Here is a 12,990-nt window from a genome sequence, read left to right as displayed (position 1 = left end):
CGGATAAAAAACGCCCGGACTTACCGCCGCCCCCTAAATCCCGCCTCTCAGGCGGGGTTCCACGAACTCCCTGACGCGGCGCGTGTACTCAGCCCGGTTGTCCCGGTAGGAGACGGCGTGCGCGGCGCCCGGCACCACCCACAGCTCCTTTTCGCCCGGCTTGGCCTCGTAAAGCGGATAGACCATCCGCGTAGGGACGTAGCCGTCGGCGTCGCCGTGGATGAACAGCATCGGCAGCCGACATTTCGCCACCTGCTTCAGGGCCGAAGCCTCGCGGAAATCCCATCCGTATTTCAGCCGGCACAGCCAGCTCGCCACGTCGAGCAGCGGGAAAGCCGGCAGCCCGAACTGATCTTCGAGCTCCTTGGCGAACTGGTCCCGGACGCTCGTGTAGCCGCAGTCCTCGACGAAACACTTCACATAGGGGCGTTGTTCCTCGCCCGAAACCATCATCGTCGTCGCGGCGCCCATCGAGATGCCGTGAACCACCATCCGCGTATCCCCGCCGAAGATGTCGTTGGCGATCTCCATCCACCGCAGCACGTCGAGGCGGTCCTTCCACCCCATCTGAATGGCCCGTCCTTCGCTCTGCCCGTGGTAATAAAGGTCCGGCAGCAGGATGTTGCACCCCAGATCGTGGTTGTAGAGATAGCCGATCATCAGCATCCGCACGGCATTGTCCGTGTAGCCGTGGACGATCACCGCCGTCCGGTCCGTCGGTTCGGGAGCCGCCGCATAGATCGCGTGCAGCCGCTCGCCCTCTGCGCCGAGGATCACCGTATCGCGAAGCGCCCCGGTGCGTTCGAGGCTGTCGATCCACGGTTGCAGGAAGGGGTATTCGGCATACATATATTTATAAGAGGAGGCATTTTTCGCCTCCATCGTCGCGTCAGGCGTCAGCGAATAGGAGAGCAGATAGAGGCTGCCGCCCGTGACGACGACCACCGACAGCAGCAAAAGGACGAGTAAACTTCGGACGATGCGTTTCATGGCTTACTCCGCAGCAAGTTTCGTGCGGATGTGCGCCAGCATGTCGTCGGTCATGCGCGAGAGGTCCCATTCGGGTTTCCAGCCCCACTCCTCGCGGGCGCAGGTGTCGTCCAGCGAATTGGGCCAGCTCTCGGCGATCTCCTTCTTCACGGGATCGACGTTGTAGTCCATCGTGAACGCGGGCAGCCGCTTTTTGATCTCGGCGCAGATGATCTCGGGCGTGAAGCTCATCGAAGCGAGGTTGAAGCTGTTGCGGTGGCGGAGTTTCGCAGGATCGGCCTCCATCAGCTCGACGCAGGCGCGCAGGGCGTCGGGCATGTAGATCATGTCCATGTAAACATCCGACGGCACCGGGCAGGTGAATTTCCCCGAGCGGATCGCCTCGTAGTAGATCTCCACGGCGTAGTCCGTCGTGCCGCCGCCGGGCAGCGTGACGCTCGAAATAATGCCCGGGAAGCGCACCGAACGGGTATCGACGCCGTATTTGTGGTGGTAGTAGTTTCCGAGCAGCTCGCCCGTGACCTTGCAGATACCGTAGATGGTCGTGGGCTGCATGATCGTATCCTGCGGGGTTCCGTCCTTGGGCGACGAAGGTCCGAAAGCGCCGATCGACGAGGGGGTGAACAGCGCGCAATGGTGCTGGCGGGCCACTTCGAGCGAGTTGTTGAGCGCACCCATGTTGACGTTCCAGGCCATCTGGGGATTGCGTTCGCCGACGGCCGACAGCAACGCCACGAGGTTGAAGATCGTATCGATGCGGTAGCGGGCCACGACCGAAGCCATAGCCGTCGCATCGAGGGCGTTCAGCACCTCGAAGGGCCCGTCCTCGGCCAAAGTACGACATTCGCGCATATCGGTTGCCACGACGTTCGCACCGCCGTAGATCCCGCGCAGAAAAACTGTCAGCTCGGAACCTATCTGGCCTCCGGCGCCTACTATCAGGATACGTTTCATTTGTATTTTATTATAATTCGGAAGTAAAGATAGAAAATAATTGTGAAATGTGTACATTTTTTTGGTCTTTTCATTTTTCTTATGTACTTTTGCACCACTCGAAAGAGGAATGTTGCTGACATAGCTCAGTGGTAGAGCACTTCCTTGGTAAGGAAGAGGTCCCGGGTTCAAGTCCCGGTGTCAGCTCAGGCAACGAAAGCGGCAGTTCATCGGAACTGCCGCTTTTCTCTTTTGCGGGGGAGGGCTCTTTTCCGTTTCAGGACAACTTCGCAATCAAATAGGACTAACGCCATAGGCCGCGGGAACGTAACTTTGCAGCATAAAATTTTTCCACCATGCGCATTCACGTCAATCCCGCCTCGGATCGCCTGCGGAGCTTCGCGGAACACCTCCCCGAACTGTTCGAAAACGGCGGCGAGGTACTCCATACCGGACGCAACACGATCAAAGCCTTCGACGTTGGGGGGGGGTATCGGGTCGCGGTCAAACGTTTCCGCCGTCCGAACCTGTTCCAGGCTTTCGTCTACACCTTCTTCCGCCGGAGCAAAGCCCGCCGCTCCTACGAACACGCCGTGCGGCTGCGGGCGCTGGGCATCGACTCGCCCGAGCCGATCGCGTGGAGCGAATACCGCCGCCACGGGCTGCTGAGCGACAGCTACTACATCTCGCGCTGTTCGGACTACACGCCCCTGTCGCAGACCACCGGACACTTCCCCTCGGCCGGAACCGTCCCCGTGCTGGAAGCCTTCGCCCGCTTCGCCGGGCAGCTCCACGAACAGGGAATCGAGCACCGGGACTTCAACCACGGCAACGTCCTCTGGCGCCGCGACACGGCGACGGGCGCCATCCGCTTCCAGCTGATCGACATCAACCGCATGCGGTTCGCCGACCGGCCACTGCGGCCCCGCGCCTGCATGGTCAACCTGCGGAGGCTTTCCTGCCCCGCCGTGGCGTTCCTCTTCATCCTCGACCGCTACGCCGAAGCCCGCGGCTGGAACATCGACGACACGCTGCTGCAAGGCACCTTCTTCCGCCTCGCCTTCGGACGCCGCAAGGAACTGCGCAAGCGGTTCCGGCGCCGCAAACGCTGATTTTCGCAAAAAAACGGCTCCGGAGTTTGGTTTTCCGGATTATTTCGCTACATTTGCCGATGATAAAGTCCATCTCGACCATGAGAGCATACGGTTTCGCATATTATTTTTATTACTTTTTCTTTTACGGCAAGGGAAAAAGCGGGATCGCGTGCAATTAACTGTATGAAATTAGAGATATAGATTAATGATGATACGAAAATCCCGCTCGGCCGAGCGGGATTTTCTTTTTCGAACGAACTATGGAACAGATCGCAATACAGGGCATCGCAGGATGCTATCACGAAACGGCAGCGCGCAGCTACTTCAACGGCCGGCAGATCGGCATCCTCCCCTGCCTGAGCTTCGACGAGCTGTTCGCCCGGATGGCGGCGAACCCCTCGCTGCTGGGCATCGCGGCCATCGAGAACACCATCGCGGGCAGCCTGCTCCCCAACCACGAATTGTTGCAGCAGAGCCGCGCACGGATCATCGGCGAGCAAAAACTCCGCATCTCGCACGTGCTGGCCGCGCTGCCCGGACAGACGCTCGGCGAGATCGGCGAGGTCCACTCCCACCCGATCGCGCTGATGCAGTGCGGCGACTTTCTCAAGGCGCACCCCGCGATGAAGATCGTCGAACGCGACGACACGGCCGGCAGCGCCCGGGAGATCGCCCGGGAGCGGCTCTCGGGAACGGCCGCCATCTGCGGCGCCGATGCGGCGGAACTCTACGGGCTCGAAATCCTCAGCCGCGGCATCGAGACCAACAAACACAACTTCACGCGCTTCCTGCTCCTGGCCGACGAGAGCCGCGCCGCAGCCTTCGCCGACCCCGCGAACACGAACAAAGCCTCGCTGCTCTTCACCCTTTCGCACACCCGGGGAAGCCTCTCGAAAGTGCTCACCGTCCTCTCGTTCTACGACATCAACCTCACCAAGATACAGTCGCTGCCGATCATCGGCCGCGAATGGGAGTACCGCTTCTACGTCGATGTCACGTTCGACGACCCGGTGCGCTATCGGCAGGCCATCGACGCCGCCCGGCCCCTCACCAGCGACTTCCGCATTTTGGGCGAATACGCCGAATGCCCCAACCCCGCAATCTAATACGAATCGAAAACAATAAAATCAGCTCACTATGAACGACATTCAACCCATCACGCTTCCCGGGGTCGATCCCCGGCGACCTCTGGTCATCGCAGGCCCTTGCAGCGCCGAAACCGAAGAACAGGTCATGGAGACCGCCCGCTCGCTGGCCGCAGAGGGATTCCGCATCTACCGCGCCGGACTGTGGAAACCCCGCACCAAGCCGGGAGGCTTCGAAGGCGTCGGCGAGGCCGGCATCGCCTGGCTCCAGCGCGTGAAACGGGAAACGGGGATGTACACCGCCACCGAGGTGGCCACCCGCGAGCACGTCGCCATAGCGCTGAAGGGCGGCATCGACCTGCTCTGGATCGGCGCCCGCACGGCAGCCAACCCCTTCGCCATGCAGGAGATCGCCGACGCCCTGCGCGGCGTGGACGTGCCGGTGCTGGTGAAGAATCCCGTGAGCCCCGACCTCGAACTGTGGATCGGCGCCATCGAGCGCATCTACAACGCCGGCATCCGCCGCATCGGGGCCATCCACCGCGGCTTCTCGTCGATCGACAAAAACCTCTACCGCAACCATCCGCTGTGGGCCGTGCCCATCGAGCTGCACCGCCGCATCCCGGCGCTGCCGATCTTCTGCGACCCCAGCCACATCGGCGGCAAGCGCGAACTGATCGCCCCGCTCTCGCAGCAGGCCATGGACCTCGGGTTCGGCGGACTGATCGTCGAATCGCACTGCAAGCCCGACTGCGCATGGAGCGACAAGGCCCAGCAGGTGACGCCCGACGCGCTGGCCTACATCATCCGCAACCTCGTGATCCGCGACCAGACGATCACCACCGAGAGCCTCACCGAACTGCGCTCGCAGATCGACAAGCTCGACGACGAACTGCTGGAGCTGCTGACCCGCCGCATGCGCGTCTCGCGCGACATCGGGCAGTACAAGAAAGAGCACAACATGCCCGTTCTGCAAGCCCAGCGTTACGACGAATTGCTGGCGCGCCGCGCCGGGCAGGCCGAGCAGATGGGCATGGACCGCGAATTCATGCGCACCGTCCTGCAAGCCATCCACGAAGAGTCGATCCGTCAGCAGATGGAGGTGCTGGGACGGGCGTAAGGGCCCGTTCCGCGGCGGGCCGCAGGAGGGAGCGTTATTACATTTCGGTTAAATATCCCCGCAGGGCGTGTAACAACGGTGAATGTTGCGTAATTTTGAGGCGGATTCAAACCTCGTATGTATGGCAAAACACAAAATCCTGGTGGTCGATGACGAAGAGTCGCTGTGCGAGATCCTGCAATTCAACCTCGAAGTCGAGGGTTACGAGGTCGATGTGGCGTACAGCGCCGAGCAGGCCCTCGGAATGCACCCCGAGCGTTATTCGCTGATCCTGCTCGATGTCATGATGGGCGAAATGAGCGGCTTCCGGATGGCCCGGCTGCTGAAAGACGACCCCGCGACGGCGAAGGTCCCGGTGATCTTCTGCACGGCGAAGGACTCCGAAGACGACACGGTCGCCGGACTGAACCTCGGGGCCGACGACTACATCGCCAAGCCGTTCTCGGTGCGCGAGGTGCTGGCCCGCGTGCGGAGCGTCCTGCGGCGCACGGCCGAAGTTCCGACGGAGCAGGAGACGGTCGCCTTCGAAGGGCTCGGCATGGACCTCCGGCGCAAAGTCTGCACGCTGGACGGCAAAGAACTGGCGCTCACCAAGAAGGAGTTCGAGATACTGGCCCTGCTGCTCGCCCACCGGGGCGTGATCTTCTCGCGCGAGGAGATTTTGCGCCGCATCTGGAGCGACGAGGTGATCGTGCTGGACCGCACCGTCGATGTCAACATCACCCGCCTGCGCCGCAAGATAGGCCCCTACGGCGGACATATCGTAACACGGCTGGGCTATGGTTACGGATTTGAAGAGTAGGCTCTCCTACCACCGGAGGCTGTTTCTGCTGCTGCTGCTCTTTTCGTGGACGCTGGTGGCGTGCTTCGTCCTCTTCCAGTACGGCCGCGAGAAGCATTTCAAGGCCGAGCAGCTCAACGCGCGGCTGCAACTCCTCAACCTGCGGATGCTCGACGCCGTGGACGGGGGAACATCTCCCGAAACCTTCGTCGCCCGCCAGGGAAACGCCTTCGGCGACCTGCGCGTGACGATCGTCGGCCTCGACGGCCGCGTCCTGTTCGACAACTCGCTCGACACGCTCCCCGCCGCCAACCACCTCGACCGGCCCGAAGTGGCCGAAGCCGCGGCCCGCGGAACGGGTTACACCATCCGCCGCCACTCCGAGAGCACCCACCGCAATTATTTCTACTCGGCGATGCTCGGCGACAGCTGCATCGTCCGCACGGCCGTGCCCTACTCCGTGCCGCTGAGCGAGGTGCTGGCCGCCGACCGCGAATTTCTCTGGTTCATGCTGGGTGTCACGCTGCTGATGAGCGTCGCGGGGTACTTCGCCACGCGCCGCCTGGGGCAGAACATCACGCGGCTCAACGAGTTCGCCGAACGCGCCGAGCGGGGCGAGCGGATCGACGAACGCACGGATTTCCCCCACGACGAGCTGGGCGACATTTCGCAGCACATCATCCGCCTCTACGCACGGTTGCAGAAGACCACCGCCGACCGCGACCGCGAGCACGCCCTCGCGCTGCACGAGGAGCAGGAGAAGATCCGCATCAAGAAACAGCTGACGAACAACATCAACCACGAACTGAAAACCCCCGTGGCGGCGATCCAGGGGTATCTGGAAACCCTGCTGGCTAACCCGGACCTCGACGCCGGCAAGCGCACGGACTTTCTGGAAAAGAGCGCCGCGCAGACCGGACGCCTGCGCAGCCTGCTGGCCGACATCTCGACCATAACGCGCATGGACGAAGCGAGCCAGCTGATCCGCAAGGAGCCCGTGGTACTCAACGACCTGATCGCCGAAACGGCCGCCGACATGGAGCTGAAGCCCGCCGAACAACGGCTGCGGGTGAACGTCGATTTCCCCCGGCGGGTCGAGGTCGTGGGCAGCCCCTCGCTGCTGGCGTCGGTGTTCCGCAACCTCGCGGACAACGCCGCCGCCTACTCCGGAGGCCGCGACATCTTCATCCGCCTCGTGGACGACACCCCCGAGGAGTGCACGATCCTCTTCGCGGACAACGGCATCGGCATCGGCGAAGAGCATCTGCCGCACATCTTCGAACGCTTCTACCGCATCGACAAGGGGCGTTCGCGCAAACTCGGCGGCACGGGGCTGGGGCTGGCGATCGTCAAGAACGCCGTTGCGATCCACGGCGGCACCATCACGGCCCGCAACCGCGACCGCGGCGGACTGGAATTCGTCTTCACGCTGAAAAAACAGGGCTGACCCGTTTCATTTCACAAACCTGCAACACCCCCGTAACACCTTTGTAATATCCGTTTCGGACCTTTGCGACGACAAGGAACCAAATCGGATAAATCACATGTCCCCTCTTTTCACCGCAATCGTCGTCGTCCTGGCCCTGCTGGCCGTGATGGGCATCGTCGTGGGCGTCGCCAACGACGCCGTCAATTTTCTCAATTCGGCCCTGGGGTCGAAAGTCGCCCCGCGCCGCGTGATCCTCTGGGTCGCGGCCGCCGGCATCCTCGTCGGCACGCTCACATCGAGCGGCATGATGGAAGTCGCCCGCAGCGGCGTCTTCTACCCCGGGCAATTCTCCTTCCGGGAGATTATGATGCTCTTCCTGGGCATGATGCTGGGCAACGTGCTGCTGCTGGACCTCTACAACACGCTGGGACTGCCCACCTCGACCACCGTGTCGATGGTCTTCGGACTGCTGGGCGCCGCCGTGGCCGCCGCGCTGTTCCGCATCGCCGGCGACCCCGGAACCTCGCTGCACGACCTCTCGCAGTTCATCAACACGGGCAAGGCGATGGTCATCATCGCGGCGATCCTCCTGTCGGTGGCCCTGGCCTTCGCCGCAGGGACCCTCTTCATGTACATCTCGCGGCTGATCTTCTCGTTCCGCTACGCCCCCGCGTTCAGGCGCTGGGGCGCCGTGTGGTGCGGTATCTCGCTCGCCGGCATCCTCTATTTCGCGCTGTTCAAAGGGCTGAAAAGCTCGGGGCTGATCCCCTCCGCCGTCTCGGACTACGTCGGCGAACACGTCGTGCTGACGCTGCTGGCCTTCTGGGCCGCGGCGGCGCTCGTCCTCTATATCTTCCAGCGCATGCGCCTCAACATCATGCGCATCACCATCCTCTCGGGCACCTTCTCGCTGGCGCTGGCCTTCGCGGGCAACGACCTGGTGAACTTCATCGGCGTGCCGCTGGCCGGCTACGACGCCTGGCGGATCGCCGGAGAGGCGGGCAGCGAGACGATGATGATGGGGGCGCTCGAAGGTCCCGCCCGTGCGAACTTCCTGCTGCTGGGCGCCTCGGGAATCATCATGGTGCTGACGCTCTTCTTCTCGAAGAAGTCGCAGCACGTCACCGAAACCGAACTCTCGCTCGCCTCGCAGCACGAGGGCGACGAACGCTTCGGCTCGACCCTCATCTCCCGCAGCCTCGTGCGCGCCACGCTGGTCCTGAACACGATGTGGACCGGCCTGATCCCGGCGCGGATGCAGAAAGCCATCGACCGCCGTTTCGAGCCGCTGCCCGCCGAGGAGCGTTCGTCGGCCCCCTACGACATGATCCGCGCCGTGGTGAACCTCACCGCCGCGTCGATCCTGATCGCCATCGCCACCTCCTACAAACTGCCCTTATCGACGACCTACGTGGTCTTCATGGTGGCGATGGGATCGTCGCTCGCCGACCGTTCGTGGGGACGCGAAAGCGCCGTCTACCGCATCACGGGCGTGATGGCCGTGATCTCGGGGTGGTTCATCACGGCGCTCGGGGGATTCCTCATCGCGCTGGCCGTGACGGCCCTGCTGCTGTGGGGCGGCTGGATCGCCGTGGCGGCGCTCACGCTGCTCTGCTTCTGGCTGCTCGTCCGCAGCCACCGCAAGAGCCCCGCGCTGAAAGAGGAGGCCGAAAAAGAACTGCTGCCGCTCGACACGGCCGAGACGCCCGACGAGGTGCTGTGCGCCTGCATCGGCGAGGTCTGCACGACGATGCAGGAGGTCACGCGCATCTACAACCGCACGCTGGTCGCCGTCTTCAAGGAGAACCGCAAGGTGCTGAAAGAGATGGTCCGCGACTCGAACAAACTCTTCGAAGAGGCCCGCGCCCGCAAATACGACATCATGCCCACGCTGCGCCGCCTGCAACGCTGCGACATCGACACGGGGCACTTCTACGTGCAGGTCACGGACTATCTCTCGGAGGTGACCAAGGCGCTGATCCACATCACGCGGCCCGCGTTCGAACACATCGACAACAACCACGAGGGGCTGTCGAAGGAGCAGATCGTCGATCTGATGCGCGTGAACGACCAGGTGGAGGCCATCTTCGACAAGATCAATGACATGCTCTCGACGAAGGAGTTCTCGGACCTCGACAAGGTGCTCGAAATGCGCGACCAGCTCTTCGACACGATCGTCGAGGCGATCAAGAGCCAGCTGCGGCGCATCCACAGCAACCCTTCGGGCAGCACCCGCGCCAGCGTGCTCTACCTGACGATCCTCAACGAGACCAAGACGATGATACTCCAGTCGCGGAATCTGCTCAAATCCCAGCATTATTTCCTGGAACAGCAGAAGTAACACGAATGTAACGGGGCCGTCATTCCGCTGAAACGACGGCCCCGTATCTTTGCAATGTGAAAACCGGAGAACCGGATTCACAAGTTGGTTTTAGGTTACATAAGTAGGTTAGTGGGAGATGCAGTGACGCGATGTCGCGGCATCTTCGTTTATCGGGGGTATTCCCGATAAACGAAGATGCCGCTGGCAAAATATCGACAATCCCTCTAAATCTCCCTTTGAAAAGGGAGACTTAAACACGGCCGGACAATTATCCTGAATCCCGCTTCTTAAACGGACTCCATATCTTTCAGGTGAATATCGAGTGCCCGGACGGAGATCTGAATCTCCCAGAGCGACACGCCCAGCGAAGCGATCAGCAACAGCAGCGCCGCCCCGAAGACATAGGCCGAAAGAAGCAACATCCCCACATAGATCAGAAACATCGTCACCACGCAGAGGAACAGGCTCGAAACGCCCAGCGCCTGCATCGAGCGCGTGAGGTGGAGCCGCCGGCGGAGGTTGTCGATCTGCGCACGCGTGACTTTCGAAGGGTGCTGCAAATGCTGCTCTTTGAGCGTGCGCACCAGCTGCGCATAGGAGAGAAAGCGGTTGGTGTAGGCCAGCAGGATCAGCGATACGGCCGAAAACAGCAGGGCGGGGGTCGTCAAAGTCAATTCTTCCATCGTCGTCGGGATTTTATGCGGTAAAGATACGCAATTTTGCCGAACAAGAAAGCCGTAAAAGCGCAATATCCGCTTCCGAAGCTCTCCGACCTGCCATCGCCCCCTAAAACCCGGCTCTTAGCCGGGACAAAAGCGGAGCCGGAACGTCCGAAATAACGATCGCATCCGAATCCGGACGCACGGGATACCTGATCGTAGGTATTTTTTCAAAAATTTTAAGAAAATGTAAGCGCTCTTTCGTTCTTGTGAAAAAAATAACATATCTTTGCAACCGAAAAGCGACAATTTCAATCTCAAATCGAACAATAACGCAACTATGGAACTGAACAAAACCTTTATCGACGGGCTTTGGAGCAAGGAAATCAACGTGACGAGCTTCGTGCAGACGAACATCACGCCCTACCTGGGCGACGCCTCGTTCCTCCAGGGACCGACCGAGCGCACGAAACACATCTGGAATCTCTGTCTCAAAGCTCTCGAAGAGGAACGTCAGCATAACGGTGTCCGTTCGCTGGACAACAAGACCGTCTCGACCATCACTTCGCACAAGGCCGGCTACATCGACCGCGAAAACGAGCTGATCGTGGGCCTGCAAACCGACGAACTTCTCAAACGCGCCATCAAGCCCTTCGGCGGCATCAACGTCGTGTCGCGCGCCTGCAAGGAGAACGGCGTGGAGGTCGATGAGAAAGTCCGGGACATCTTCACCCACTACCGCAAGACCCACAACGACGGCGTATTCGATGTCTACACCGAAGAGATCCGCTCGTTCCGCTCGCTGGGCTTCCTGACGGGACTGCCCGACAACTACGCCCGCGGCCGCATCATCGGCGACTACCGCCGTCTGGCCCTCTACGGCACCGACCGTCTGATCGAGGCCAAGCAGCAGGACCTGCGCAACCTCACCGGCCCGATGACCGACGCCCGCATCCGCCTGCGCGAAGAGGTCGCCGAGCAGATCAATGCCCTGAAGGACATCCGCACGATGGGCGAATACTACGGACTGGACCTCAGCCGTCCGGCGCACTCGGCGCAGGAGGCCGTGCAGTGGGTCTACATGGCCTATCTGGCCGCCGTCAAGGAGCAGGACGGAGCCGCCATGTCGCTGGGCAACGTCTCGTCGTTCCTCGACATCTTCATCGAATACGATCTGGCGCACGGCACGATCGACGAGTCGTTCGCCCAAGAGCTGATCGACCAGTTCGTCATCAAGCTGCGCATGGTGCGCCACCTGCGCATGCAGTCCTACAACGACATCTTCGCCGGCGACCCGACGTGGGTGACCGAGGCCATCGGCGGACGCTTCAACGACGGCCGCACGAAGGTCACGAAGACCTCGTTCCGCTTCTTGCAGACGCTCTACAACCTCGGCCCTTCGCCCGAGCCCAACCTCACGATCCTCTGGAGCCCCGAACTGCCCCAGGGATTCAAGGATTTCTGCGCCAAGGTCTCGGCCGACACCAGCTCGATCCAGTACGAGAACGACGACCTGATGCGTGAGGTCCGCCACTCGGACGACTACGGCATCGCCTGCTGCGTCTCGTTCCAGGACATCGGCCGCCAGATCCAGTTCTTCGGCGCCCGCACCAACCTGGCCAAAGCCCTGCTGCTGGCCATCAACGGCGGCCGCTGCGAGAACACCGGCACGCTGATGGTCAAGGGCATCCCGGCCCTGTCGGAGGGTCCGCTGCGCTTCGAGGAGGTGATGCGCAACTACAAGATGGTGCTCAAGGAGATCGCCCGCGTCTACAACGAGGCGATGAACATCATCCACTACATGCACGACAAATACTACTACGAGAAAGCCCAGATGGCGTTCGTCGATACCGATCCCCGCATCAACCTCGCCTACGGCGTGGCGGGCCTTTCGATCGCCCTCGACTCGCTCTCGGCCATCAAATACGCCCGTGTGACGGCCCGCCGCAACGCCGAGGGGCTCACCGAAGGCTTCGACATCGAAGGCGAATTCCCCTGCTACGGCAACAACGACGACCGCGTCGATCACCTGGGCGTGGACCTCGTCTACTACTTCAGCGAGGAGCTCAAAAAACTGCCCGTCTACAAGAACGCCCGCCCGACGCTGTCGCTGCTCACGATCACCTCGAACGTGATGTACGGCAAGAAGACCGGCGCGACGCCCGACGGACGCCTCAAGGGCGTGGCCTTCGCCCCGGGAGCCAACCCGATGCACGGCCGCGACAAGAGCGGCGCCATCGCATCGCTCGCCTCGGTGGCCAAGATGCGCTACCGCGACTCGCAGGACGGTATTTCGAACACCTTCTCGATCGTCCCCAAATCGCTGGGCCCGACGGCCGAGGAGCGCATCGACAACCTCGTGACGATGCTCGACGGCTACTTCACGAAGGGTGCCCACCACCTGAACGTCAACGTGCTGAACCGCGAGATGCTGGAAGACGCCATGGAGCACCCCGAGAAGTATCCGCAGCTGACGATCCGCGTTTCGGGCTATGCCGTGAACTTCACGAAGCTGAGCCGCGAACACCAGCTGGAGGTCATCAGCCGCAGCTTCCATGAAAGAATGTAATCAAGGT

10 protein-coding genes and 1 tRNA gene are annotated in these 12,990 nt (G+C 61.7%); 8 read left to right on the top strand and 3 right to left on the bottom strand.

Annotated features, from left to right (window positions below; all coding sequences use genetic code 11):
- Positions 1-33: 33 nt before the first annotated feature.
- Positions 34-990 carry an alpha/beta hydrolase gene (locus NQ519_RS08530; RefSeq protein WP_019151577.1) on the bottom strand — a complete coding sequence of 319 codons (957 nt, stop codon included), beginning with the start codon at positions 988-990 and terminating at the stop codon, positions 34-36.
- Positions 991-993: 3 nt separating this feature from the next.
- On the bottom strand, positions 994-1,944 hold the full coding sequence (locus NQ519_RS08525) for an NAD-dependent epimerase/dehydratase family protein (protein ID WP_019151578.1): 951 nt from the start codon (positions 1,942-1,944) through the stop codon (positions 994-996).
- 114 nt (positions 1,945-2,058) lie between these two features.
- Between NQ519_RS08525 and NQ519_RS08520 the strand changes: the two genes are divergently transcribed.
- From NQ519_RS08520 to NQ519_RS08490, 7 genes are all read left to right on the top strand, one after another.
- Positions 2,059-2,130 (top strand) — tRNA-Thr (locus tag NQ519_RS08520).
- Positions 2,131-2,279: 149 nt separating this feature from the next.
- Complete coding sequence (locus NQ519_RS08515; RefSeq protein WP_019151579.1) at positions 2,280-3,035, top strand: lipopolysaccharide kinase InaA family protein; 756 nt, start codon at positions 2,280-2,282, stop codon at positions 3,033-3,035.
- 242 nt (positions 3,036-3,277) lie between these two features.
- Positions 3,278-4,123: a prephenate dehydratase gene (locus NQ519_RS08510; RefSeq protein ID WP_019151581.1), complete on the top strand. Its 846-nt coding sequence runs from the start codon at positions 3,278-3,280 to the stop codon at positions 4,121-4,123.
- 31 nt (positions 4,124-4,154) lie between these two features.
- Positions 4,155-5,222, top strand: coding sequence for a bifunctional 3-deoxy-7-phosphoheptulonate synthase/chorismate mutase type II (locus NQ519_RS08505; protein WP_019151582.1), 1,068 nt, complete (start codon positions 4,155-4,157; stop codon positions 5,220-5,222).
- 121 nt (positions 5,223-5,343) lie between these two features.
- Complete coding sequence (locus tag NQ519_RS08500) at positions 5,344-6,024, top strand: response regulator transcription factor (RefSeq protein ID WP_019151583.1); 681 nt, start codon at positions 5,344-5,346, stop codon at positions 6,022-6,024.
- Positions 6,002-7,450: a sensor histidine kinase gene (locus NQ519_RS08495; protein ID WP_026076699.1), complete on the top strand. Its 1,449-nt coding sequence runs from the start codon at positions 6,002-6,004 to the stop codon at positions 7,448-7,450. Before NQ519_RS08500 ends, NQ519_RS08495 begins: the two co-directional genes overlap by 23 nt.
- 97 nt (positions 7,451-7,547) lie before the next feature.
- On the top strand, positions 7,548-9,773 hold the full coding sequence (locus NQ519_RS08490) for an inorganic phosphate transporter (protein WP_019151585.1): 2,226 nt from the start codon (positions 7,548-7,550) through the stop codon (positions 9,771-9,773).
- 269 nt (positions 9,774-10,042) lie between these two features.
- Here NQ519_RS08490 and NQ519_RS08485 read toward each other — a convergent pair whose 3' ends face one another.
- A complete protein-coding gene (locus tag NQ519_RS08485; RefSeq protein WP_019151586.1) occupies positions 10,043-10,438 on the bottom strand; it encodes a DUF2721 domain-containing protein in 396 nt (131 codons plus the stop codon).
- A 316-nt stretch (positions 10,439-10,754) separates the two neighbouring features.
- Between NQ519_RS08485 and pflB the strand changes: the two genes are divergently transcribed.
- Positions 10,755-12,983, top strand: a complete 2,229-nt coding sequence (gene pflB, locus NQ519_RS08480; RefSeq protein ID WP_019151587.1) for a formate C-acetyltransferase — start codon at positions 10,755-10,757, stop codon at positions 12,981-12,983.
- The last annotated feature ends 7 nt before the right edge of the window (positions 12,984-12,990 follow it).

Source organism: Alistipes senegalensis JC50, from assembly GCF_025145645.1.
In the GTDB taxonomy this organism is placed as follows: Bacteria; Bacteroidota; Bacteroidia; order Bacteroidales; family Rikenellaceae; genus Alistipes; species Alistipes senegalensis.
Note: the sequence above shows the minus strand (reverse complement) of the source record. Positions and strands in the feature narration are given on the sequence as shown.